This window comes from Gemmiger sp., from assembly GCF_057431175.1.
Window position 1 is genome coordinate 12,619 of the sequence record NZ_DBMDDV010000031.1, and the last position, 23,068, is coordinate 35,686.

The window sequence follows — 23,068 nt, forward strand, 5'->3', positions numbered from 1 at the left end:
ATGCTGCACTGGGTTTACCGCACAATTTACGGAAAGTTAGTAGTATTGTAAGCGCTGCGGGCATACATTGCAAGAGCTAACCTGTTAATTATATGTGTCCATGGGTGGGCGGTCAAAATATTTTTTCATTGTGGTTTCTTTCCTTTTATGCTACACTGGTTGTACCGCACAATTTACGGAAAGTCGGTGGTTTTCATGAAAATCCTCGTCAGCGCCTGTCTGCTGGGCGTCGCCTGTAAATATTCCGGCGGCGACAACGTCTGCCCCGCCCTGCTGAATGCCGTGCAGCACAGCGGCCATACCTTTATCCCCATCTGCCCCGAGGTCTACGGCGGCCTGCCCACGCCGCGCCCGCCGGCCGAGCGCACCGGGGACTGCGTGCTGACCGAAACCGGCACTGACGTGACTGCGCAATATCAGCGCGGTGCCGAGGCCGCCTTGCAGCTGGCCCGGCTGACCGAGTGCGAGGCGGCCATCTTAAAAGCCAACAGCCCCAGCTGCGGCTGCGGCACGATCTACGACGGCACATTCCGGCACCGCAAAATTGCCGGGAATGGGGTGACGGCGGAATTGCTGCAAGCGCACGGGCTTTGCGTTTACAACGAGGATAATTTCAGTGAATTATTGCGTTATGTATAGTCTTGCGCAACCATTTACATTTTTATCCCGCAACTAATTCTTGACAGCGCAGCGGCAGAATGTTAAAGTAGTGATAAATACATTTTCCCTGCCGAAAGGAGTACCGCCATGTGGTTTGATACGATCCTCTGGCTTGTCGCCATTGTTGCTTTTATCGCCGTGGAAGCCGCCACCACTGCCCTTGTGTCGGTGTGGTTCGCGGTGGGCGCGGCAGCGGCCATGGCAGCGAGCTTTTTCAACATTGGCTTCGGCTGGCAGGCGCTTGTTTTTGCCGTCGTATCGGCCATTACGCTGGCGCTGATGATTCCCACCCTTGCCAGCCGCCGAGGTGAGCACAAAGCCCCTGTCACCAACGGTTCCCCGCTGACCATCGGCAAACAGGGCGTTGTGCTGGTGGATATTGAGCCGGGCACCCTCGGCCGCGTGCGGGTGGACGGCCTGGATTGGCAGGCCCGCGCCGAAACGCCGCTGCCAAAAGGCGAGCGCTGCAAGGTCGTGGCCGTGGACGGTGCCATTCTCATCGTAGTCCCTGTGACCGTCAACGCGGCCGCAGAGTAAGTTCCAAAAGAAAAAGGAGGAATCCCCATGCTGTTGATTTTTGCCATTCTGCTGATTATTATTCTGGTAGTTTTGGTGCGCTGCATCGTCATTGTTCCCCAGTCCAACGCCTATGTCACCGAGTGGCTCGGCGTCTATAAGGACACCTGGGGCGCGGGTCTGCACATCCGCACGCCGTTTGTTGAGCGCATCTCCCGCAAAGTCTCCCTGAAGGAGGAAGCCGCCGACTTCCCCCCGCAGCCCGTCATCACCCGCGACAACGTTACCATGATGATCGACACCGTCGTTTTCTTCCAGGTGTTTGACGCCAAGATGTACGCCTACGGCGTCAACCGCCCGATCCAGGCCATCGAGAACCTGTCCGCCACGACTCTGCGTGACATCATCGGCTCGATGACGCTGGACGAGACACTGACCAGCCGCGACCTCATCAACACAAAGATCACCGCCAGCCTGGACGAAGCCACCGACCGCTGGGGCATCAAGGTCAACCGCGTTGAGCTGAAAAACATCGAGCCTCCGGTGGAAATCCGCCAGGCTATGGAAAAGCAGATGAAGGCCGACCGCGAGAAGCGCGCCTCGATCCTGCTGGCCGAGGGCGAAAAGCAGGCCGCCATCACCCGCGCCGAGGGCGAAAAGGAGTCCGCCATCCTGCGCGCCGAGGCTGTCAAGCAGCAGCGCATCCGCGAGGCCGAAGGTGAAGCCGAGGCCCTGCTGACCGTGCAGAAAGCCCAGGCCGACGCCATCCGCATGATCAACGAGGCGAACCCCAACCACAACTACCTGGCCCTGCGCAGCATGGAAGCCATGGAGAAGGTTGCCGACGGCAAGGCCACGAAGCTGATCGTGCCCAGCGATATGCAGAACCTGGCCGCCACCGTCTCCGCCATCAAGGAGATTTCCGGCGAAGTGACCAAATAAAATTCAGCATTCTGTTTTCCCTGCCCGCGGTGTTCTGCCGCGGGCAGTTTTTGTTGTGGTGGTCGATGCACGCATCCGCCCTGCACAGTAAAAATCCCACCAAATCTTCTTGCGTTTTCCACAAAATCAGGTTATAATATAAGCAGATTAGTATGCCATTTTGCGCAAACTATACAAAAATAATTGTGAGGTGTATCAGTATGAAGGAACCTATGGTCATTACTATGGCGCGTGAGTACGCATCCGGCGGCAGCGAAATCGCACAGGCCGTCGCAGATAAGCTGGGTATCCCCCTGTACAATAAGGAGCTGATCACCCTTGCCGCCAAAAAAAGCGGCCTGACCGAGGAGGCCATCGCCGCCAGCGAGAACCAGCGCAGCGGCAGCCTGATTTACAGCCTGTACATGATGGGCAACACCATGCCCCTGGCCGACCAGGTCTATATTTTGCAGAGCAACGTCATTAAAGAACTGGCCGCCCAGGGTCCCTGCGTCATTCTGGGCCGCTGCGGCGACTATGTCCTGCGGGAGCGCCCGAATGTGCTGCGCACCTTTGTCTATGCGCCGCTGGATGCCCGCATCGGGTTCGCCAAGAGCCGCCCCGACGCCAAGGATATGCCCGACCGCCTGTGGGAGACCCAGCTGGCCAAGCATGACCGCGCCCGCGCGAGCTACTACAACTACTACACCGAGAACCGCTGGGGCGAGGCCAAAAACTACGACCTGTGCTTGAATGCCACCCTGGGCCGCGAAGCCTGCGCCGACCTGATCGTCGCGGCAGCCAAGGCCATGCAAGCGGCCAACAAGTAAAAACCGGAAGGAGCCACCCGCCATGCTGCGCTATGTCAAAAGCGGAATGATGCTGTTGAGCATCGCCTATATCGTCATCGGTATGATGCTGCTCATCATGCCCCAGACCAGCCTGCTCTGGATCTGCTACGCTTTCGGGGCCGTCGTGCTCATCACCGGCATCGTCTGCCTGATCCAGTACGCCCGCATCCGCGGCACAGGCTTTACTGCGCCGTTCATGCTGGTGGGCGGCGTCATCACGGCGGGGCTGGGCATCTTTACGCTGGCGAAACCGCAGGTGGTGGCGAGCTTTCTCCCCATCGTGTTCGGCATCTTCATCGTTGTGGACGGTTTGAGCCGCATCGGCAGCGCCATCGACCTTGCCAAGCGCAAGGGACAGAAATGGTGGGTGCTGCTGCTGCTCAGCATCGTCTCTGTTGCGCTGGGCATACTGCTGGTGCTGCATCCGTTTGGTGCGGCTGTCAGCGTCGTGATGGTGTGCGGTATTCTGCTGATCGTCGAAGGTGCGATGAACTTAGGTTGCATTCTGTATGCTGCCATGGAGCTGCGCACGCTGGACCGCATGGCGACTGCTGCCGCCAACGCTGCCATGTCCGCCATCGGTGACGCCCTGGACGAAGCCGAAGCCGCCGAGAGCGGTATTCCCATGGACGGCCCCGTCGTCTACAACGCCGAGAGCAAGGATGTGTCGGAGGACGGTGAATAACCGTTCCGTGACACCGTAGGGGCGCATTCTATATGCGCCCGCAGCGCCGTGCCATCAGCAAACGGGCACGGGCGGATATAGAATCCGCCCCTACAAGCTCCGTTTGCCCTTATTCTGTTTCCCGCGCGAACGTTCGCGAGTTATTTTTAAAGGAGAGAATCCCCATCCATGTATGACCTTATCATCGTAGGCGCCGGCCCTGCCGGTATTTTCACCGCGCTGGAGCTGCTGCGCAAAAGCTGCAACCCCCACAAGATCCTGCTCGTCGAAAAGGGCAAACCTGTGGAAAAGCGCCACTGCCCCAAGGATAAAACCGGCGTCTGCGTAAACTGCAAGCCGACCTGTGCCATTACCACCGGCTTTTCCGGCGCGGGCGCATTCTCGGACGGCAAGCTGTCCCTGTCCTACCAGGTCGGCGGCGAGTTGCCCGACCTGATCGGCGAGGATTTTGCCCAGGAACTCATCGACTACACCGACAAAATCTACCTTGAGTTCGGCGCTGACCCCAAGGTTGAGGGCGTCTACGAAGGCCCCGATATCAAGGACATCCGCAAGCGCGCCATCCAGGCGGGCCTGCAGCTGGTTGACTGCCCCATCCGCCATCTGGGCACCGAGAAGGCCCAGCAGCTCTATTTAAACATCCAGAACTATCTGGCCGACGCGGGCGTCGAGATGCTGTTCAACACCGAGTGCGAGAACATCATCCTGGAGGATTCCGTCTGCAAGGGCGTCCGCCTGCGCGAGAAGGACGGCACCCGCGACGTGCTGGCGAAGCAGGTCGTCATTGCCACGGGCCGCCGCGGCGCGGACTGGCTGGAGAAACTCTGCGCCGAGCACAACATCGCCCACAAGCCCGGCACCGTTGACATCGGCGTCCGCGTCGAGTGCCGCAACGAGGTCATGGAGAAGATTAATCAGGTCCTGTACGAGGGCAAGCTGATCGGCTACCCGGCCCCGTGGCACAACAAGGTGCGCACCTTCTGCCAGAACCCCGGCGGCTTTGTCGCGCAGGAGAACTACGACAATGATCTGGCAGTCGTCAACGGCCACAGCTTCAAAGAGAAGAAGAGCAACAACACCAACCTGGCGATCCTCGTCAGTCATAATTTTACCGAGCCGTTCAACCAGCCCATCGCCTACGCGCAGAAGGTCGGCGAGCTGACGAACATGCTGGGCGCAGGCCACATTCTGGTGCAGCGCTACGGTGATATCCTGGACGGCAAGCGCACCTGGGCCAAAGAGCTGGCCCGCACCAACGTCCGCCCGACGTTGAAGGACGCTGTGGCCGGTGATATCACCGCCGCCATGCCCTACCGCGCCATGGTCAACATCATTGAGTTCATCAAGATGATGGACGAGGTCGTTCCCGGTTTTGCCAGCCCCGAAACGCTGCTGTACAGCCCCGAGCTGAAGTTTTACTCCAACAAGGTCAAGATGGACACCGACTTGGAGACGAACATCGCGGGTCTGCACTGCCTGGGCGATTCCTCCGGCTGGACGCGCGGCCTGATGATGGCCTCCGTCATGGGCGTCCTGATGGGCCGCAAGCTGATGGAGAAGCACGGATTTTAACGGATACGATAAGGGGAGAGCGCCCGACGTGGGTGCTCTCCCCTGTTTTTATGTGGGCGGCTATTTGCGGGCGGATATGGAATCCGCCCCTACAAAAAACGATGCAGTTGGGTTGTAGGGGGCGGCGTCCTCGACGCCCCGGCAGCCTGGGGGCAGGCCGCCCTACCACCCTTATAACCGCAATTTTTTTATTTTCTTCCAAAAAATTTTCAAAAACCGCCCTCCGTGTGACAAGTAGGACACAACTGGGGTGTAGAATGACGACAAACCACAAATGAAAGGAGTTATCACCCATGAAAAACCACACCCGCCTGCCCCTGCTTGTCACCGCCGCCGTGTTCGCCCTGACCGCCTGCACCCCGGTGGCGGATTCCACGCCCGCCGCGGAACCCACCACCATGCCGGAAATCACCGCTGAACCGACAAGCAAGCCCGCTGCTGCTGAGACCGGCCCACTCTATACTTACAGCCACCGCTATGCGCAGGATGTTGTCTATGATGTCATGCCCGCCTTTAATGACCAGTTGTACCACATCGGAACGAACGTTTACAAAAACGACCTGAACGCCGGGCAGGTTTCGCTGTTTTACAGTTGCGACGACTGCTGCATCGCCGACCCCTATGTGACGAGCGACGCGGTGTACCTGCTCACCTACAACAGAGACCGCGACAACAAAATCATTGCCCTGTCGCCGGATGGCACCAAAACCCACGAGATTCCCTTTGACCCATACGCCTCGACCGTTGTCTTATACAGCGACCGTTATTTTTATTGCATGGACGGTCATGCCCCCTATGATACCGCAAGCGGGTTCCGCCTTGACTTGCAGACCGGCGAGACAGCGCCCTGGGACTTGCCCGCCGAGACAACTGGCGCACAGGACGCCGCCGGTGATTTTGCCGTGACCGCGCGGCTCATTTCAGACCACCCTGTTCCCTTCACGAGCGACCCGGAAATTTCCGACGCCTTTTTGCAAAACTCTATGCTCGAGTACGACCTGACGGATGCCACAACCGGAAAGCCCGCCACGAAAATTGCAGAGTTTCCGTATAAAGGTGCAGACGACGGCAGCGGCTATGTCTATTACACCTACCTTGGGAAATCCGGAGACGATTTCTACTTCACCGGCGAACACTCCCGGTCGGAGGAGGAGGGCATTAAAATGTCTGTGCTCCGTGTGGGCAGCGACGGCACGCAGGAAGATTTAGGGCTTATGATCCATGTGTCGCTTCGCGAATTGCGCCAGAACGGAGAGATTCAGTGGCTTTTCGCAATGAGCAGCAACCCGGGCACCCTCACAGTATACGACCTGCAAGGCACGCAGATTGCGCAGGTGGACCCGCCCGCCGGGGTGGAGTCCTACTATCCGATTTCCATGCTGGACGATGGACGGATTTTGTTGAACATTGGCTATGATCTCGACCACGACTACATGACCCGGTACGCCACCATCGACGCCGACGCGTTTTTGAACGGCAGCACCGAGTATACCGAGATGGAGTTTGTGGGGTAAAGGGCGCCCCGCCCTACAAGTTACGGTACGGTGGGCGCAGCTGCGGCGGCCAGAGGACTGGCCGCCCTACAACATGCCATTCATAAAATACAGCCCCGCCCCGGCAATGTGGAAAACATTGCCGGGGCGGGGCTGTATAAAATTCAGGACATGAACCGGTCTTTCAGGTTCTTGAAGAAGCTCTTGCGCTTCTCATAGTTTTCGTCCTTCAGGCTGTCCTCAAAGGCCTTCAGGGCCTCGCGCTGGGTGCGGTTCAGCTTTTTGGGAATCTCCACATCCACGATGACATACTGGTCACCGCGGCCGCGGCCGTTCAGATATTGGATGCCCTGGCCGCGCAGGCGGAACTTCGTGCCGCTCTGGGTGCCCTCGGGAATCTTCTGGGCGACCTTGCCGTCCACAGTGGGCACTTCAATTTCAGCGCCCAGGACGGCCTGGGAGTAGGTAATGGGCACGCGGACGTAAACGTCGTAGCCGTCGCGCTCAAACACGGCATCGGGCTTGACCGTCACATGGACGATCACGTCACCGGCGGGGCCGCCGTTGGTGCCTGCGTCGCCCTGGCCGCGCAGTGCGATGTTCTGGTCGTCGTCGATACCGGCGGGAATCTTGACTTCCAGCGTCTTGCGGGCGCTGGTCTTACCGGTGCCGCGGCAGGTCTTGCAGGGGTTCTTGATGATGGTGCCGCGGCCGCCGCAGTGCGGGCAGGGCTGCTGGCTCTGCATCACGCCAAAGGGCGTGCGCTGCTGGGTCACGACATAGCCGCGGCCGCCGCATTCGGTGCAGGTCTCGGGGCTGGTGCCGGGGGCACAGCCGTTGCCGTTGCAGTCCGGGCAGGTCTGCTGGCGGTTCAGCGTCACCTTTTTGGCGCAGCCGTGGGCCGCTTCCTCAAAGGTCAGGATGACGTTGGCCTGGATATCGTGGCCCTTGCGCGGGGCGTTGGGGTTGGCGCGGCTGGAACCGCCGAAACCGCCAAAGCCACCGCCGCCGAACAAATCGCCGAAGATATCGCCCAGGTCAACACCGCCGCCGAAACCGCCGCCAAAGCCGCCACCGAAGCCGCCGCCGGGCTGGCCGGCCCCATAGTTGGGATCGACCCCAGCGAAACCGAACTGGTCATAGCGCTTGCGCTTGTCCGGGTCGGAAAGAACATCGTTGGCCTCGTTGACCTCCTTGAACTTTTCCTCGGCGTCCTTATCGCCGGGGTTCAAGTCGGGGTGGTACTTTTTGGCCAGCTTGCGGTAGGCGCTTTTGATCTCGGCATCGGTGGCGTTTTTGCCGATCCCCAGCACCTCGTAGTAATCACGTTTTTCTGCCATAGAATCTATCCCCTCTATTTATGGGTTGTGAAAAGGCTTCCCGCTGAGGGGAAGCTGTCCGCGCAGCGGACTGATAAGGTGGGAACTGCCGGCGATTGCCCATAAACAGGCTGCCACGGCAGCGCCGCCCCTCATCCGGCCTGCGGCCACCTTCCCCCGAGGGGGGAAGGCTCTATTTTAACTTTCTCTATAACCCCCAAGGGCCGCCGCCGGGGTAGCCCAGCGGCGGCCTTATTATGGGTTAGTTACGCATCAAACCTCGTGGAAGTCGGCGTCAACGGCACCGTCATCCTTGGGCTGGCTGCCGGCGTCGGGGCCGGGCTGGGCACCGGGCTGCTGGCCCTGTGCCTGGGCGGCCTGCTGGTAGACCTTCTCGCTGATGGCGTAGAAAGCCTTCTGCAGGTCATCCTGCTTTGCCTTGATGTCATCGATGCTGCCGGACTTCAGGGCCTCCTTCAGGGCGGAGAGCTTCGTCTCGACTTCGCTCTTCTCCTCAGCGGAGACCTTGTCGCCAAACTCGCCCAGGGCCTTCTCGGTCTGGAACACCATCTGGTCGGCGTTGTTGCGCACATCGACTTCCTCGCGGCGCTTCTTATCCTCAGCGGCATACTGCTCGGCGTCCTTGACAGCCTTGTCGATGTCGTCCTTGCTCATGTTGGTGGAAGCAGTGATCGTGATGCTCTGCTCCTTGCCGGTACCAAGGTCCTTCGCGCTGACGTGGACGATGCCGTTCGCGTCGATATCAAAGGTAACTTCGATCTGCGGCACACCACGGGGAGCCGGAGCGATGCCATCCAGATGGAAGGTTCCCAGGCTCTTGTTGTCGCGGGCAAACTCACGCTCGCCCTGCAGGACGTTGACCTCAACGCTGGGCTGGTTGTCCGCAGCGGTGGAGAAGATCTGGCTCTTCTTGGTGGGGATGGTGGTGTTGCGGTCGATGATCTTGGTGCAGACGCCGCCCAGGGTCTCAATGCCCAGGCTCAGCGGGGTAACATCCAGCAGCAGCAGGCCCTTGACGTCGCCCTGCAGAACGCCGCCCTGGATGGAAGCGCCGACAGCAACGCACTCATCAGGGTTGATGCCCTTGAACGGCTCGCAGCCCAGTTCCTTCTTGACAGCGTCATAGACGGCAGGGATACGGGTGGAGCCGCCGACCATCAGCACCTTGGCGAGGTCGGAGGCCTTCAGGCCGGCGTCGGCCAGAGCCTTGCGGACGGGGGTCATGGTGCGCTCGACCAGGTCAGCGGTCAGTTCGTTGAACTTGGCGCGGGTCAGGGTCATATCCAGATGCTTGGGGCCGTTGGCGTCAGCCGTGATGAACGGCAGGTTGATGTTGGTGGTGGTGGCGCTGGACAGCTCGATCTTGGCCTTCTCAGCGGCCTCCTTCAGGCGCTGGGCAGCCATCTTATCCTTGCGCAGGTCGATGTTGTTCTCGCGCTGGAAGTCCTCGGCCATCCAGTTGATGATGCGCTCATCGAAGTCATCGCCGCCCAGGTGGGTATCACCGTTGGTGGCCAGAACCTCGGTAACGCCGTCGCCCATCTCGATGATGGAGACATCGAAGGTACCGCCGCCCAGGTCGTAGACCATGATCTTCTGGTCGGCTTCCTTATCGATGCCGTAGGCCAGAGAAGCAGCGGTCGGCTCGTTGATGATACGCTTGACGTTCAGGCCGGCAATGGTGCCTGCGTTCTTGGTGGCCTGACGCTGGCTGTCGTTGAAGTAGGCGGGGACGGTGATGACGGCCTCGGTGACAGGCTCGCCCAGGTAAGCTTCGGCGTCAGCCTTCAGCTTGCTCAGGATCATAGCGCTGATCTCTTCGGGGGTGTAGTCCTTGCCGCCGGCGTGGACCTTCTCGGCGGTGCCCATCTTACGCTTGATGGAGGAGATGGTATTCTCGGGGTTGGTGATGGCCTGACGCTTTGCGACCTGGCCGACCAGACGCTCGCCGGTCTTGGTGAAACCGACGACAGACGGGGTGGTGCGGGCGCCCTCGGCGTTCGCGATGACGACAGGCTCGCCGCCTTCCATAACAGCGACGCAGCTATTGGTAGTACCAAGGTCAATACCGATGATTTTGCTCATAATAAAAACTCCCTTCAAATTTGCTTTGAACAGTAGTGAATGTCAATTTATATGGAAACGAATCTTTTGATTCGGTTCGCCTTATTCTGCGACAACGACCATCGCGTGGCGGATGATCTTGTCACCGATCTTGTAGCCCTTCTGGAAAACCTGCGTGACGCTGCCGCTCTCCTGGCCCTCGGCGGCGGGGGCCTGCGAAACGGCGTTCATGAAGTTGGGGTCAAACGGCTGATTCAGCGCTTCGATTTCGGTGATGTTCAGCGTTTCCAGGGCCTTGGCGGCCTTGTCCAGCGTCATCATGACGCCCTTCTTGTAGTTCTCGTCGGTGCAGGCGGCGTTGGCAGCCATATCCAGCGTGTCCAGGATGCCCAAAATCTGGGTCACAGCGTGGGACACACCGTCGTTGAACTTCTGGTCGGCCTCGCGCTGGCTGCGCTTGCGGTAGTTATCATACTCGGCGGCGGTGCGCAGCAGCTGGTTTTTCAGCTCCTCGTTCTTTTTCTCCGCCTCGTCCAGCTTAGCCTGCAAGGCCGCTGTCTCGTGGTGGTGCTTACCCTCGTGCTTTGCCTCGGGCTTGTCGGCCTTGGGGGCCTCCTGCTCAGGGGCCTTGGCCTCGGTCTCAGGCACCTTGGTCTCTGCGGCGGGCGTCTGCTTGGTTTCTTTTTCGTGGCTCATTGCGGGTTTCCTTCTTTCCAATTATTGGCCCTGCCCGGCCATACTCTGCCCCAGCTTTGCGGCAAAGTAGTCGAGGATCGGCAGCAGCCGCTCATATTCCATGCGGGTGGAGCCGATGAGCGCCACCGAGCCTGTCAGCCCGCCGCCTGCCAGATACCGCTTGCTGACGATGCAGCAGCCCGGCATGGCCGGGTCCAGGTCGCAGCCCAGGGTGGCCGTAACGCGGCTTCCCTCGGGGCGGATCAGCTCGGTAGCGGCCTCGTTGTCGGAGAAAATCTCCAGCAGCGTGCCAAGGTTCTGGCGGACATCCGGCATCTTTGCCAGGTATTGTGCGCCTTCCAGGCAGGCCTGCGGGCCGGTGGTGACAAGCGCCTGCGCGGCCATGATCACGGGGCTGAGCCGCTCACCTGCGGCCAGCACCAGGCTGGCCATCAGCATGGGGCTGAGGTCCTGCGGGGCTACAAACGTAAGCCCCCGGTTGAGCAGCTGCGCGATGTTGGCGGCGTCGTCCCGGGACAGGCCGGTATCGACGCGGGCCACGCGGGTACGAACCCCGCCTGCGCTGGTGACTGCCAGCACCGCCGCGCTGTACCGCCCGACCTGCACAACCTCAAAGTGGGCGATGCAGAGATCCGGGGCCTGGGGCGTGGTGGCGGCAGCGGCGCAGCCAGTCAAATCAGCCAAACTGCGGGCTGCAGCGGGCACGAGCTTTTCCGGCTCGGCATCCATGGCGGCGAACAGGTCATCGATGTGGCGGCGGTCGGCATCCGGCAGGGCGCTGGCCTTCGGCGCATCGATCAGGTGGTCGAGGTAGTAGCGATAGCCTTGGGCACTGGGCACACGGCCCGCACTGGTGTGGGGCTGTTCCAGCAGGCCCAGCTTAGTCAGCGCCGCCATCTCGTTGCGCAGCGTTGCACTGGACAGTGCCATGTCAAAGTAGTTTGCCAGCAGGCCCGAACCGACCGGTTCGCCGCCGTTGGCATACAGGGCAACAATGGCTTCCAGTATACGCTGCTTGCGCGCGTCCATGGCCATGCTGCTCATCTCCTTTGGTTTGCTTTCGGTTTTGTTTAGCACTCTATATCTCTGAGTGCTAAGTTAATTATATTCCCGTTTTGCAAACTGTCAAGGGGTTTTTCCGATTTTTTTGTAAGTTTAACAGTTTCGTCACAATCACGGCAGAGTTCTTACCTATTATATATGTAGGGGCCGGTTATGCCCGGCCTGCACTTGTACGGAAAACGGTCGCTTGCGGGAAAGCTGAGGGCCGGGCATGCCCGGCCCCTACACGGCGGTGTGCATTCAGACACCCCGTCACTCCCCCATCCATCGCGCTAAAAACTCGGCGGCGGTGGCGGCGGCGCGGATGGTCTCGGGGTCGGGTACGGCATCCCGGCGCATACCCGGCAGCAGCACGCCGCCCTCAATATCGCCATGCACCAAAACCGGCGCGGCGCACAGCAGCCAACGGCTGCCCAACGCGACCCGGTGCAGCGGCTCTTCCGGTGCGGTGTACAGCTTGCGGCGGGCCAGCAGGGCGTCCAACTCAGGCGGCAGCGGCTCGCCCAGCAGCTCACTTCTGCCCGCCCCGGCGGCGGCCACGATCTTTTCCCGGTCACAGACAGCCACACCACAGCCCAGCCGCCGGGCCAGCACATCGGCGTAGGCGGCGGCCGGCTCGCCCAGCTCTGCCAGCGGCGAATACTTTTTAAAGACAACTTCCCCTTTGCCATCGGTAAAAATTTCCAGTGCGTCGCCCGAGTGGATGCGCTGGGTACGGCGTATCTCCTTCGGGATGACCACCCGGCCCAATTCATCGATGCGCCGCACAATTCCTGTCGCTCTCATACAGAATCCTCCCTGGTTTTTTATGGTAGTATCTGCGGTTTCATACAAAATATGTAAGGAGTTCCCTATGGATTTACTGCAAACCACCCTTTGCTATCTCGAAAAAGACGGCGCGTACCTGATGCTGCACCGCGTCAAAAAGAAAAACGACGTCAACCACGACAAGTGGGTCGGCGTCGGCGGCAAGTTTGAGCCGGGCGAGGATGCGCTGACTTGCGCCCTGCGCGAGGTGCGCGAAGAGACCGGCCTGACGATGCACACGCCTGTCTATCGCGGCATCGTGGATTTTTACTGTGACCCCTGGCCCGCCGAGCGGATGCACCTGTACACCTGCACGGATTTTTCCGGCGTGATGACAGACTGCGACGAGGGATGTTTAGAGTGGGTGGACAAGAATTCTGTGCAGGATTTGCCGATTTGGCAGGGGGATAAAATTTTCTTTAAGCTGCTGGCTGAGGATGCACCGTTTTTCCATCTGGAATTGACGTATGAGGGGGACGTGCTGGTGAAAGCGGTGCTGGATGGGGAGGCGTTGCTATAACCACCGCGCGGCGGAATCCCCCAGTCACCTTCGGTGACAGCCCCCTTTAACGAGGGGGCCTTTAAAGCCTCCCTTGTCAAAGGGAGGTGGCCGAGCGAAGCGAGGTCGGAGGGATTCCCGCCGTGCGGTGGATGTTACTGCCAAAAAAGAGCGTGTGCCATTTCTTGCACACGCTCTTTTTCTGTACTATCAATACGTCGTAATCGTCGTCCCAACGAAATAATGCGTCAAAATATCCTGATAGCTCCAGCCGTTGCGGGCGTAACCGATGGCACCCCATTGGCTCATGCCGCAGCCGTGGCCGTAACCGTACACATCAAAGATAAAGCAATCCAGATCGGCGTCATAGCTGACCGTGAAGCACTGGCTGCGCAGGCTGCGGCCATCCACACTCTGGCGGGCCAGCAGGTTTTCCCGGAACCAGCGGCCGCTGACCGTCTCGCTGTTGCCATCGGGGCCGACCTGAATCTTGGCGACCCAGCCGTACTGGTTGGCGCTCTTGATGGTGAACCAGCTGTTGGGGTCCACGCCTGCCAGGTCGATGCCCAGCTCGTCGCGGATGCGGTTTTCCAGCGTCTCGCGGGAGAAGCGGGCCGTGCCGCTGGAATTGCCGTTGGTGTTCCAGTTGCTGGAAACCTGCTGATCGTAGGGGCTGTCCACGGCCTGCAGCCAGGCGCGTTCACCGCCCCAGACCTCGGCAGACGAGGCTGTACCCGTGCTGGCAGAGGCGAAATACGGCGTGAAGCAAACCTGCCCATTGTAAGTCACCAGCACATGGGCAACCTCCTGGGCAGCGGCCAGCGCAGCCGCGCCCGGCTCTGCACCCAGCACCGACGGATAGCCCGACTGGCTTAAAATCCAGCAGTGGGTCGCCACACACTGGGCTTTGTAGGCTTCGGCGGGGGCGTTGGGGCCAAGTTCGTTCTGGGCCACCATCGCCAGGCAGCGCACCAGGTCCATCGTCTGGGCCGTGCCGTTCATCGTCACGTTGATGGTCTCGCCCTCAGTGCCGGTGCTGTTGTCGGGCTGCGGGGCCTGGGTCGGCGCTTCCGTCGGGGTCGGTTCGCTGTTGGCGTCCGACGCCGGGGCCTCGGTAGGTTCGGGCGTCGGGGCGTCGGTAGGGGCCGGCGTGGCCGTCACCTTGATCTGGTCCACTGTGACCGTCTGCTCGGGCAGCGTGCCCTCGGCACCCTTGTTCAGGTCCGTCTCCACAGCGTTCGTCGAGCCTGCCACATCGGTCAGGCCCTTGAGCATCTTGTCGGTGCTGGCCAGCAGGCTGTCGGTGATGTTCTGCAATTCGTCGGCGCGCTGGGCCAGATCGGCGGCGGCGATGGTGTCGTCCCGGGCCGTGCCGCTGCTCTTGCGGGCGGCCTGGGTGGCGGCGCTCTGCTGGGCATAGCGCTCCACGCTGGTCCGCATCAGGGCGCTGACCGTGGGCATCGGCTGGCCCTTGCTCTGGTACTGGGCCGCCGTCAGCAGCGGCTCCTCTGTGGCGGTAAAGGCAGCGGTGTTCAGCACCTCGGCCTCGCCGTCCTCGACCAGGCGGCCCGTGATGCAGAGCAGCGCACCGTTCTCGCCGCTCTGGGTCGTCACGGTCAAGAAGTGGGACTCGTCACCCACCTCCACCCCGGTGTCAAACAGGCTGCGGGCCTGGATGCCCGCCACAAAGGTCAGGTAGTCGTAATAGTTGGACAGGTCGGTGCTGCCATACAGGTCAAACGCACCTTCGCCCTGCTCGGCGGGATCGCAGTAGTAGACCGCCAGCGCTTTGAAGCGGTAGGTGCGGTCTGCCGTATACAGCGTGAAGCCGCCGTTCTGTTTCAGTGTGTCCTGGTCGGCCAGCGCCTTGTAGTCGTCACCGGTGCATTCCAACACGGTGTTGCCGGGGGTGGCGGCGTCCAGGGCGCTGGGGGTTGCAAAACGGACGATGGACCCCGGCTCTGCGCCGGATTCCGGCGTTTCGGGCGTGGGCGTGTCGGCAGAGTAGACCAACGCGCCATCAAAGCCGGGCCAGCCCAGGTAGGCCACCACGCCTGCGCGGCGGTCCAGCGCCTTGTCAAGATAGCTCTCGGCGGTGGAATCGTACAGCGCCGTGCCGTAGCTCTTGGCGGCAGGGCTGGCACCCAGATCATTGCGGAAGAACACCCACAGTGCCCCGGCACCGGCCAGCACAGCCAGCAGCAGCACGACCAGGATCAGCGTGACCGTGCGTCTGCGGCGGCGCTCGCTCTTTTCAATAATTTCCAAACTGCGGTTTTTGATGCTGGGCGGTGCGGGCTGCTTCGGGGGCAGGTCGGCGTCCGAATCTGCGTTCTTTTTGCGCTTTTTGCGGGGCTTTGCTTTTTCCCGGGCAGCCTCCTCAATGGCGCTGGCGTCAAACAGCTGGGTCGCCGCGCGGGTAAAGTCCTCAACGCTGGCGCTCTTGCCTGCGGCCTCGGCGGCGTCATCGGCGGCCTGGGCAGCGGCAATGGCGGCGGGGTCAAGGTCAGCGGAGAAATCGGGGATATCATCGTCCAGCACCGAGCGCGGCGCAGCCTGCGGCTCGGTCTCCGGCGGATTTTCCGAAAAGTCCGGCAGGTCTACCGGCATCAGCGGCACGCTGGGGGCCGGGTCAGCGGTCACAGGCCGGGCGCGGCGGATGCGGGCATGGCGGGCATTTTCGGGGCCAGCCGTCTGGACTGCCAGCGGGTCAGGCATCGCCGGGGCCGGGGCGTCGTCGCTCTCGAATTGGATGACACCGGTCGGCTCATGGTCAGGCACAGCCGGGGCCGCGGGCGGCGGGGTGGGCGCGGCTTCGTGGCGGCGCAGCGTGCGGTGCTGCGGGGCGGAGTCCGTCTCCGGCGCGGCTGCTTCCACTTCCTGCGCAGGGGCGGCAAATTTCGGCGGGGCCACTGGGCGGTCAAAGTCCAGCATCGGCTCAAAATCCGCCGTATGGTCGGCGTCGCGGGTGGGCGGCGTGCGGCGGCGCAGCGAGAATCGGACCGTATTGCCGCGGCTCTTGGCGGCCTCCGACACGATAAGCAGCGGCCGGTCGTGCCCGGGGCGGAAGGTGATGCAGGAGTCGGTCAGCTGCAAGCCGAACAGGCGGCGACGCAGCAGATCCAAAATCTGGTTGGCGATGAACGTGTCGTTCATATCGGGCGGCAGGGCGCAGGCCACCGCGCCGCGGCGGTCGCACACCAGCACAAAGGGGCACTGGCCCACGCTGGCGGGCATATAGGCAGCCGCGTAGTCCGCGCCGGTCACCTGCATGGCGGCCAGGGCGCGGCCTGCGGCGGCCTGCACCACATCGCCGGGGAACCGCTTCAACAGCTGTTCCGGCACGGCGATGCGGCGGGCTGTCTGCGGGTCGGCATAGCTCTCGGTGCCAAAGTCGAACACGGCCTCGCTGTGGGCCAGCGGCTGCAAAAGCGCACCCAGCAGGCGGCCTGTCGTCTCGTCCACAGCCACCAGCAGCTTGCGCTTGTCCAGCAAGGCATCCAGCGTGGCCTGGGCCAAGCTCGTTTCGCCCTCGGCAAAGACATCGTCGCCGAACTTGGCCCGCAGCCGCGCGGCCCACTTGTCACAGTATTGCTCCGCCATGGCGCGGTTGGGGGCGCTGACCTGCACGCAGATGGCAAATTCGCCGTCGCGCTCCAACAGGCGCAGGCCGGGGCAGCCATCGTCGCGGATCTGCCGCAGTACGCTGGACACCTCCGCGCCCGTAGGCCCGAAAACACGCAGAATTTTCAGTTGAGTGTTGACCATGGTGGAACCTTTCTTGTGTTGAATTGCCTTTTCCTTTGGGGCTGCGCCCGCAGGCGCGTGTCGGAGCGCAACCGCCGTAGGCGGCTCTTAGCGCGTAGACTGAAGGTGTCTGCGGCCCCGACCGCAGACGGATGAGGGGCAGCCTTGCCGTTATATCCCGCAAACGGGCGGCGACAGAAACCCGCACCTCATCCGCCGCTGCGGCGGCACCTTCCCCTCAAGGGGAAGGCTTGGGGTTTTAGATATCCAGTTCGTCATCCGCCGTCTCCGGCGTAAACCGCACGCTCTCCGGCACATCCAGGCCCAGCGCCATGCGGCGCAGCATATCCAGGGCGTAGAGCGCGGCGCGGGTGCGGATGATGGCGCGGTCCTGGTAGCCGCCCAGCGTCAGGCGCATCAAATACCCGGTGTTCGTGCGGGTGTCGGCACCAGCCAGGTAGACCGTGCCCACCGGCTTGCCGGGCAGCGCACCGCCCGGCCCGGCCAGGCCGGTGATGCCCACAGCCAGCTCCGCGCCGGATTTCCGCGCAGCACCAAAGGCCATGGCAGCGGCCACAGGCCCGGAGACAACGTTGTACTTTTCAATCACGGCGGCGTCCACACCCAGCAGCTTTTGCTTGGCGGCCTCGGCGTAGGTGACAAAGCCGAAGCCGAACACCTCGCTGCTGCCGGGCACGTTGGTCAGCCGCTCGGCGATCATGCCGCCGGTACAGCTCTCCGCCGTGGCAGCGTGGAGGTGATGCTCGCGCAAAGCGCGTACCACCGTGTATTCCAGTGCAGGCACGTCAACGTCATAGGCCGCTGCGCCCAGAATTTCTTTAAACTCCGCAATGCGGGCATTGCAGGCGGCCTCGGCGGCCTGCTCGGTGGCCTCGCGGGCGGTCACTCGAATCTCACACTCGCCAGTCTTGCAGTAGATGGCGGCGGTGGGGTTGGCTGCCTCAAACAGCGGTGCGACCTTGCTGGCGATGGCGCTCTCGCCGCCCAGCACCCGCAGCGTGCGGCTGTGGATCGTGCAGTTCTGGCGGTGCAGCAAAATCGGGCGCACCTGCTCAGCCCACATGGCCTTCATCTCACGGGGCACGCCGGGCATCAGCGCGGCGCAGTGGCCGTTCTCATCCTCGAACCAAGCACCGGGGGCGGTGCCGTGGTCGTTGATGAGCTTGTGGCCCCTGGTCGGGCACATGGCCTGCTTGCGGTTGTTCTCCGTCGGGCGGCGATTCGTGCGGGCGAAAAAGTCAAGTATCTTTTGCCACTCTGTCTCGTCAAATGCCAACGTATCGCCGAAGGCCTCGGCCACCGTCTCCTTGGTCAGGTCGTCCTCGGTGGGGCCAAGCCCGCCGGAAAAAATCAACAGGTTGCTGCGGCTTTTTGCCTGCAAAACCAGCTCTTTCAGCCGGGCGGGATTGTCGCCGATGACGTGCTGGTGCAGTACGCTGATGCCCAGCTCAGCCAGTTCGCGGCTTAAAAACTGGGCATTGGTGTTCAGGATATCCCCCAGCAAAAGCTCCGTACCCACGCAGATAATTTCAGCTGTCACAGCAGTTCGTCATCTCCCATGCGGATGTAGATCTTTTCAACATTCTCGGCGGCCTCGGCTTCCAGCGCGGCCAGACCGGGCATAGCGGCCTCGGCGGCCAGAATTTCGTCCAGTGTCGGGTTCGTCTTGGGGTGCGGCGGGGTAAAGATCGTGCAGCAGTCCTCATACGGCTCGATGGACGTCTCAAACGTGCCGATCTTACGCGAAATATTGATGATCTCGATTTTATCCATGCCGATGCAGGGGCGCAGCACAGGCAGATCCTGGGCCTGGTCGGTGCAGGCCAGCGCGGCCATGGTCTGGCTGGCGACCTGGGCCAGGCTCTCGCCGGTGATGAGGGCCTGCAATTCCAGCTTTTTCGCCACCTGGTTGGCAATGCGCAGCATGCTGCGGCGCATCAAAACCGTGAACAGCACGTCGGGCGCGTGGTCGCGGATGTACTCCTGAGGCTTGGTGTAGGGCACGACAAACAGCGTGCAGTTGCCGGTGTACTCGACGATTTCCCGCGCCAGATCGCGCACTTTCAGCTTGGCGCGCAGGCTGGTGTACGGCGGGCTGGCAAAGTGGATGTGGTGCAGCGCCAGGCCGCGGCGGGCCATGCACCAGGCAGCGACGGGGCTGTCAATGCCGCCGGACAGCAGGTTCAGTGCGCGGCCGCTGGTGCCCACCGGCAGACCGCCCGCAGCCTCGACCTTGGGGCCGTGGACGTAGGCGGCGTGGTCACGAATCTCGACCATGATTTCCAGCTGGGGGTTGTGCACATCCACGCGCAGGTGGTGGTGCTTGTCCAGCAGGTAGGCACCCAACTCGCGGCAGATTTCGGGGCTTTTCATCGGGTAGGCCTTGTCGGCGCGCTTGGCCTCGACCTTGAAGGTGCGCAGGCCGCGCAGCGTCTCGCCCAGGTAGGCCTCGGCGGTCTCGCAGATGGCATCAAAATCCTTGGGGCACTCGACAGCGCGGCTGAGTTTGACGATGCCGAACACATGGGACACGCGGCGGAATGCCTCATCCATATCAAGGCCGTCCTCTTTTGGCTCGATAAAAACGGTGCTCTGGGCCTGGTAGACCTTGAACTTGCCCAGTGGCTCCAGCCGCCAGCGGATGATTTTTGCCAGCCGCGCTTCAAACTTGCCGCGGTTCAGGCCCTTCAGCGTCATTTCGCCCTGATAGGCGAGGATGATTTCTTTCATTCTGTAGTTCCTTTCAAAATATGCGACTGCACGGTAGGGGTCGGGTATGCCCGACCCTCGGCTCTACGGCAGACGCACTGTAACGGGAAGGCGGAGGGCGAGGCATGCCTCGCCCCTACTGTCTGCGGCGGGGTGAGGGCACCCCGCCCTACGATTTGCCCGAAAAGGGGTTCGTAGGGCGGCCTGCCCTCAGGCCGCCGCCAGCAGCCGTTCAAATATGCTGCAATTCCTTCAACCCATCTCTTACCCCATCCAGCAGTGCGTCCACGTCCTCGGCGGTGTTGTCGGCGCAGAAGCTCACGCGCAGGGCAGTACGCACGGTCAAATCGGCGCAGCCCATGGCCTGCAGGGTGTGGCTCGGCTCGCCCTTATCGCAGGCGGATCCGCCCGAGACATACACCGCGCGGGTGTTCAGATAGTTGATAAAAGTTTGACTGTTGATGCAGTTGGTGGAGAAGTTCACGATCTCCCCCACCGCGTCCTCGGGCGAGTTCAGCGTGATGCCGTCCAGCGCGGCCAGGCCCGCGCGCAGCTGTTGGTTCAGCGCAGCAATGTGGGCGGCGCGGGTGCGCAGCTTTTGCTGACCCTGGGCCGCCGCCACGCCCAAGCCCACGATGTAGGGCGTGTTCTCGGTGCCGGGGCGCAGGCCGCGCTCCTGGTGGCCGCCGATGTAGGGCGGCTTGAGGTTCTGGCGCTGGCTGTCCCGCACAAACAGCGCCCCCACGCCCTTGGGCGCGTGTACCTTGTGGCCGGAGACAGACAAACTATCGACCTCACGCCATTTTTGCAGGTCAATGGGCATACGCAGCCACGCCTGCACGGCGTCCACATGGAAGTGGGTGCGGCTGTTGCGGGTCTTGATGCCCTTGCCCAAAGCGGCGATATCCTGCACCGCGCCGGTCTCATTGTTGACGGCCATGCAGGCGGCAAGGACGGTGCTTTTGTCGATCTCGGCCAAAAATTTTTGTGTGTCGATGCGGCCATCCGGGCCGGGCAGAACCTCAACAACGGTGAAGCCCTCGTCCTTCAGGGCGCGGATGGGGCGCTGCACGCTGGGGTGCTCGAACCCGGTCACGACGATTTTGTTGCCCCAGTGCTTGCGCGGGCGGGCCGCGCCGTAGACGGCCATGTTGTTGCCCTCGCTGCCGCAGGCGGTGAAGTAGATTTCGTCGCTGCGGCAGTGCAGGGTCTTGGCCACCCGGGCGCGGGCGGTCATAATGGCGTCCTGCGCGGCCACGGCGGGGTCATACAGGCTGCTGGGGTTGGCCCAGTGTTCCACCATGGCCGTGGTGATAGCCTGCGCCACCGCCGGATCCACCCGGGAGGTAGCAGCGTTGTCCAGATAATGCAGCTGGGGGTCGGAAAGCATAACACTCATTCCTCACATTTTACACAAAGTTATACAGGTTAAATTATACACGTTCGCCCCCGAAAAAACAATATTTTCGGGGAAAAAAGTGAGATAACAAAAAAGCCTCCCCTCTTGAGGGGAGGTGGACGCCGAAGACGGCCGGAGGGATTCCGATGGGCTTTGCCTTGCACGCCGCTACACCCGCAGCCGGGGCAGGAATCCTTCCGCTTCGTGGGAAGGCCAGGGCTTTTACTCTCCAAAGTCCTCGGCGGCTTTTTTCATCATCTGGCGGATGGGCAGGTTATAGGGGCAGCGGGGTTCGCACGCGCCGCACCGGATGCAGGCCCCGGCCTTGGTTTGCAGGGTGGCGTAGCGCTCGCGGCCCCACTGCTGCAAGCCATAGCGGTTCAGATACCCCTGGAACAAAAACACGCTGGGGATGGAAATACCCACCGTGCAGGGGGCGCAGTAGTTGCAGCGGCGGCAGAACTGCGTGCCCAGCGCGTCGCGCACGGCCTGGCAGGCTGCTTCTTCCTCGGGGGTCAGCGGGTCGATGTTCGCCGCGCCCGCCACGTTGGCGTTCAGCTCGTCCACCGTCGCCATACCGGGGATCGCCACCGTCACCGCCGGGTTGGACAGCACGTACCGCAGCGCCAGGCGGCCATCCTCGATGGCCCCGCCCGCGAGGGGTTTCATATCGATAAAGCCCTTGCCCGCCGCCGCACAGCGGTCAATCAGCTCCTTGCCCTGCTGCTCGACGATGTTATAGGGGAACATGATCGTCTCGATTTCCGGGATGTCCAGCGCGGCCTCAAACACGGCGGCCAGGTGCGCCGTGATGCCGATGTGCCCCACTACGCCCTTGGCCTTGGCTTCCAGCAGGGCTTCCATTGCGCCGCCGGGGGCCAGAATGGTTTGCAGGCCCTCCATGCTGGGGTTGTGGAACTGGAACAGTTCGATGTGGTCGGTGCGCAGGTTTTTCAGGCTGGTGGCGATCTCGGCCTCCATGTCGGCCTTGGTCAGGGCGCGGCATTTGGTGGCCAGGATGAAGTCATCCCGCAGGCCCGCTTCTTCCAGCGATTGGCCGATCCATTCCTCGCTGACCGTGTAGGCGCGGGCAGTGTCGATGTAGTTGACGCCCGCCTTATGGGCAGCGATGAGCAGTTCCCGCGTGCCGGGCTGGTCGATGCGCTGGATCGGGATGCCGCCAAACCCCAGGCGGGAAATTTTCAAGCCGGTTTGACCAAAGTTGACGTATTGCATAGTTTGCTCCTTTTGCTCTGTTGCGGGGCGTTGAGGACGCCGCCCCCTACAAATTCTCCGTTACCCACATTATAGCAAATCTTCCGCAAAAATCCAGACCTAAAGCCTTCCCCGGAGGGGGAAGGTGGCCCCACAGGGCCGGATGAGGGGCGCGTTTGGCCACTATTGCCCGGTCAAAGGGTTGCTGCGGCAGGCTCTCCCCTCATCAGACCGCTTCGCGGCCAGCTTCTCCCCCAAGGGAGAAGCCGTTTTTCCGTTGACAAAACGCCCCTGCTGTACTACCATTATACTGTATATAAAATAAGGTATAGGGGGTTCTTTATGAAATACGGTTTTATCGGCTGCGGCAACATGGGCGGGGCCGTGGCACGCGCGGTCTGCAAGGGTGCCGGCGCCGGGGATGTGCTGCTGGCCAACCGCACGCCCGCCAAGGCACAGGCATTGGCCGAGGAACTCGGCTGTGCCTGCGGCACAAATGAGGAAGTCGCCAGCATCTGCGATTTCATCTTTCTGGGGGTGAAGCCCCAGATGATGGCCGACATGCTGGACGAGCTGGCCCCCGCGCTGGAAGCCCGCGCCGAGAGCCGCCCCTTTGTGCTGGTCACGATGGCGGCGGGGCTGTCGATGCAGCAGATCCGCATGATGGCCGGCAGCGGCTACCCCATCATCCGCATGATGCCCAACACCCCCGTGGCGCTGGGCGACGGCATGATCAAGTATTGCTCTGACGATGTGGAGCCGGACAAGCTGAACGAATGGCTCACCGCCATGGCCCCCGCGGGCCGTTTGG

At 61.9% G+C, this 23,068-nt stretch carries 19 protein-coding genes; 9 read left to right on the forward strand and 10 right to left on the reverse strand.

From position 1 onward, the window contains the following. The first annotated feature begins 195 nt into the window (after positions 1-195). The 7 genes from ACZO0A_RS10605 to ACZO0A_RS10635 all read left to right on the forward strand — a co-directional run bounded on the left by ACZO0A_RS10605 (position 196) and on the right by ACZO0A_RS10635 (position 6,719). Positions 196-639: a 2-thiouracil desulfurase family protein gene (locus ACZO0A_RS10605; protein ID WP_302376035.1), complete on the forward strand. Its 444-nt coding sequence runs from the start codon at positions 196-198 to the stop codon at positions 637-639. A gap of 108 nt (positions 640-747) precedes the next feature. Beyond that, entirely contained in the window at positions 748-1,197 is a 450-nt protein-coding gene (locus ACZO0A_RS10610) for an NfeD family protein (RefSeq protein WP_215694535.1), read from the forward strand. A gap of 27 nt (positions 1,198-1,224) precedes the next feature. Continuing rightward, entirely contained in the window at positions 1,225-2,118 is an 894-nt protein-coding gene (locus ACZO0A_RS10615; RefSeq protein ID WP_302376036.1) for an SPFH domain-containing protein, read from the forward strand. Positions 2,119-2,318: 200 nt separating this feature from the next. Continuing rightward, complete coding sequence (locus ACZO0A_RS10620; RefSeq protein ID WP_215694537.1) at positions 2,319-2,927, forward strand: cytidylate kinase-like family protein; 609 nt, start codon at positions 2,319-2,321, stop codon at positions 2,925-2,927. Between the two features lie 22 nt (positions 2,928-2,949). Next, positions 2,950-3,633: an HdeD family acid-resistance protein gene (locus ACZO0A_RS10625; RefSeq protein ID WP_302376037.1), complete on the forward strand. Its 684-nt coding sequence runs from the start codon at positions 2,950-2,952 to the stop codon at positions 3,631-3,633. A 168-nt stretch (positions 3,634-3,801) separates the two neighbouring features. Then, positions 3,802-5,205, forward strand: coding sequence for an NAD(P)/FAD-dependent oxidoreductase (locus tag ACZO0A_RS10630; protein WP_215694541.1), 1,404 nt, complete (start codon positions 3,802-3,804; stop codon positions 5,203-5,205). A gap of 293 nt (positions 5,206-5,498) precedes the next feature. Then, positions 5,499-6,719, forward strand: a complete 1,221-nt coding sequence (locus ACZO0A_RS10635; RefSeq protein ID WP_302376038.1) for a hypothetical protein — start codon at positions 5,499-5,501, stop codon at positions 6,717-6,719. Between the two features lie 143 nt (positions 6,720-6,862). Here ACZO0A_RS10635 and dnaJ read toward each other — a convergent pair whose 3' ends face one another. The 5 genes from dnaJ to ACZO0A_RS10660 form a co-directional block, all read right to left on the reverse strand. Beyond that, entirely contained in the window at positions 6,863-8,038 is a 1,176-nt protein-coding gene (gene dnaJ / locus ACZO0A_RS10640) for a molecular chaperone DnaJ (RefSeq protein ID WP_302376039.1), read from the reverse strand. 252 nt (positions 8,039-8,290) lie between these two features. Then, complete coding sequence (dnaK, locus tag ACZO0A_RS10645; protein ID WP_215694547.1) at positions 8,291-10,123, reverse strand: molecular chaperone DnaK; 1,833 nt, start codon at positions 10,121-10,123, stop codon at positions 8,291-8,293. 81 nt (positions 10,124-10,204) lie between these two features. Continuing rightward, complete coding sequence (locus ACZO0A_RS10650) at positions 10,205-10,798, reverse strand: nucleotide exchange factor GrpE (protein WP_302376040.1); 594 nt, start codon at positions 10,796-10,798, stop codon at positions 10,205-10,207. A gap of 21 nt (positions 10,799-10,819) precedes the next feature. Beyond that, positions 10,820-11,833, reverse strand: a complete 1,014-nt coding sequence (gene hrcA / locus ACZO0A_RS10655) for a heat-inducible transcriptional repressor HrcA (RefSeq protein ID WP_252261718.1) — start codon at positions 11,831-11,833, stop codon at positions 10,820-10,822. A 279-nt stretch (positions 11,834-12,112) separates the two neighbouring features. Then, positions 12,113-12,646 carry a stage V sporulation T C-terminal domain-containing protein gene (locus ACZO0A_RS10660; protein ID WP_291209696.1) on the reverse strand — a complete coding sequence of 178 codons (534 nt, stop codon included), beginning with the start codon at positions 12,644-12,646 and terminating at the stop codon, positions 12,113-12,115. A 67-nt stretch (positions 12,647-12,713) separates the two neighbouring features. On the opposite strand from ACZO0A_RS10660, the gene ACZO0A_RS10665 reads away from it, so the two are divergent. Next, the gene (locus ACZO0A_RS10665; RefSeq protein WP_302376041.1) at positions 12,714-13,187 is read left to right on the forward strand and encodes an NUDIX hydrolase; all 474 of its coding nucleotides are present in this window, start codon (positions 12,714-12,716) and stop codon (positions 13,185-13,187) included. A 189-nt stretch (positions 13,188-13,376) separates the two neighbouring features. Here ACZO0A_RS10665 and ACZO0A_RS10670 read toward each other — a convergent pair whose 3' ends face one another. The 5 genes from ACZO0A_RS10670 to ACZO0A_RS10690 form a co-directional block, all read right to left on the reverse strand. After that, positions 13,377-16,934 (reverse strand): SpoIID/LytB domain-containing protein, encoded by a 3,558-nt coding sequence (locus tag ACZO0A_RS10670; protein ID WP_486846304.1) that lies wholly within the window; start codon positions 16,932-16,934, stop codon positions 13,377-13,379. Between the two features lie 238 nt (positions 16,935-17,172). After that, positions 17,173-18,474 carry a competence/damage-inducible protein A gene (locus ACZO0A_RS10675; RefSeq protein WP_302376043.1) on the reverse strand — a complete coding sequence of 434 codons (1,302 nt, stop codon included), beginning with the start codon at positions 18,472-18,474 and terminating at the stop codon, positions 17,173-17,175. Further along, positions 18,471-19,664 carry a tRNA uracil 4-sulfurtransferase ThiI gene (thiI, locus tag ACZO0A_RS10680; RefSeq protein WP_291212476.1) on the reverse strand — a complete coding sequence of 398 codons (1,194 nt, stop codon included), beginning with the start codon at positions 19,662-19,664 and terminating at the stop codon, positions 18,471-18,473. Before thiI ends, ACZO0A_RS10675 begins: the two co-directional genes overlap by 4 nt. Before the next feature lie 211 nt (positions 19,665-19,875). Continuing rightward, complete coding sequence (locus ACZO0A_RS10685) at positions 19,876-21,033, reverse strand: cysteine desulfurase family protein (protein WP_215694561.1); 1,158 nt, start codon at positions 21,031-21,033, stop codon at positions 19,876-19,878. 231 nt (positions 21,034-21,264) lie between these two features. Further along, a complete protein-coding gene (locus tag ACZO0A_RS10690; protein ID WP_291232098.1) occupies positions 21,265-22,278 on the reverse strand; it encodes an aldo/keto reductase in 1,014 nt (337 codons plus the stop codon). Between the two features lie 321 nt (positions 22,279-22,599). On the opposite strand from ACZO0A_RS10690, the gene ACZO0A_RS10695 reads away from it, so the two are divergent. Next, the coding region (locus ACZO0A_RS10695) for a pyrroline-5-carboxylate reductase family protein (RefSeq protein ID WP_486846305.1) at positions 22,600-23,068 on the forward strand (469 nt) is incomplete at its 3' end.

Coding starts and splice junctions, on each gene's coding strand:
- ACZO0A_RS10605 (WP_302376035.1), top strand. CDS start 196: ATGAAAATCCTCGTCAGCGCCTGTCTGCTGGGCGTCGCCTGTAAATAT.
- ACZO0A_RS10610 (WP_215694535.1), top strand. CDS start 748: ATGTGGTTTGATACGATCCTCTGGCTTGTCGCCATTGTTGCTTTTATC.
- ACZO0A_RS10615 (WP_302376036.1), top strand. CDS start 1,225: ATGCTGTTGATTTTTGCCATTCTGCTGATTATTATTCTGGTAGTTTTG.
- ACZO0A_RS10620 (WP_215694537.1), top strand. CDS start 2,319: ATGAAGGAACCTATGGTCATTACTATGGCGCGTGAGTACGCATCCGGC.
- ACZO0A_RS10625 (WP_302376037.1), top strand. CDS start 2,950: ATGCTGCGCTATGTCAAAAGCGGAATGATGCTGTTGAGCATCGCCTAT.
- ACZO0A_RS10630 (WP_215694541.1), top strand. CDS start 3,802: ATGTATGACCTTATCATCGTAGGCGCCGGCCCTGCCGGTATTTTCACC.
- ACZO0A_RS10635 (WP_302376038.1), top strand. CDS start 5,499: ATGAAAAACCACACCCGCCTGCCCCTGCTTGTCACCGCCGCCGTGTTC.
- dnaJ (WP_302376039.1), bottom strand. CDS start 8,038: ATGGCAGAAAAACGTGATTACTACGAGGTGCTGGGGATCGGCAAAAAC.
- dnaK (WP_215694547.1), bottom strand. CDS start 10,123: ATGAGCAAAATCATCGGTATTGACCTTGGTACTACCAATAGCTGCGTC.
- ACZO0A_RS10650 (WP_302376040.1), bottom strand. CDS start 10,798: ATGAGCCACGAAAAAGAAACCAAGCAGACGCCCGCCGCAGAGACCAAG.
- hrcA (WP_252261718.1), bottom strand. CDS start 11,833: ATGGCCATGGACGCGCGCAAGCAGCGTATACTGGAAGCCATTGTTGCC.
- ACZO0A_RS10660 (WP_291209696.1), bottom strand. CDS start 12,646: ATGAGAGCGACAGGAATTGTGCGGCGCATCGATGAATTGGGCCGGGTG.
- ACZO0A_RS10665 (WP_302376041.1), top strand. CDS start 12,714: ATGGATTTACTGCAAACCACCCTTTGCTATCTCGAAAAAGACGGCGCG.
- ACZO0A_RS10670 (WP_486846304.1), bottom strand. CDS start 16,934: ATGGTCAACACTCAACTGAAAATTCTGCGTGTTTTCGGGCCTACGGGC.
- thiI (WP_291212476.1), bottom strand. CDS start 19,664: ATGAAAGAAATCATCCTCGCCTATCAGGGCGAAATGACGCTGAAGGGC.
- ACZO0A_RS10685 (WP_215694561.1), bottom strand. CDS start 21,033: ATGCTTTCCGACCCCCAGCTGCATTATCTGGACAACGCTGCTACCTCC.
- ACZO0A_RS10690 (WP_291232098.1), bottom strand. CDS start 22,278: ATGCAATACGTCAACTTTGGTCAAACCGGCTTGAAAATTTCCCGCCTG.